The organism is Polaromonas sp. P1_G2, from assembly GCF_056405515.1.
Window position 1 is genome coordinate 1 of the sequence record NZ_JBFUBY010001661.1, and the last position, 370, is coordinate 370.

Consider the following 370-nt stretch of genomic DNA (forward strand, 5'->3'; position numbering starts at 1 on the left):
GTACCGGCGCCTGCTCCATCGACCTGTCTTCCGATGACTCGCCGCTGCCGATGGCGACGCTGTGGGACGACAACGACATCAAGGCACATGCATTGATGACCGAGGCGGTGCACAGGCATGGAGCATTGGCCGGCGTCGAGCTCTGGCATGGCGGTGCTTCGGTGATGAACCGCACGACACGCGTGGCGCCGATTTCGCCCTCCGGCATTCCCTGGATGGCAACGCATGTCGGCTTCATGGGCAATCTCAAGCCGCGCTCGATGGACAAGCAGGACATCAGGGACGTGCTGCGCTGGCAGGCGGAAGGTGCCCGCAAGGCACGGCAGGCCGGCTTTGACATCGTCTATGTCTATGCCGGCATGGGTTATCT

1 protein-coding gene is annotated in these 370 nt (G+C 63.0%); it reads left to right on the forward strand.

The genetic code is table 11. The annotated features are described in order from the left end of the window. The coding region (locus AC1D0P_RS32020; RefSeq protein WP_477680403.1) for an oxidoreductase at positions 1-370 on the forward strand (370 nt) is incomplete at both ends.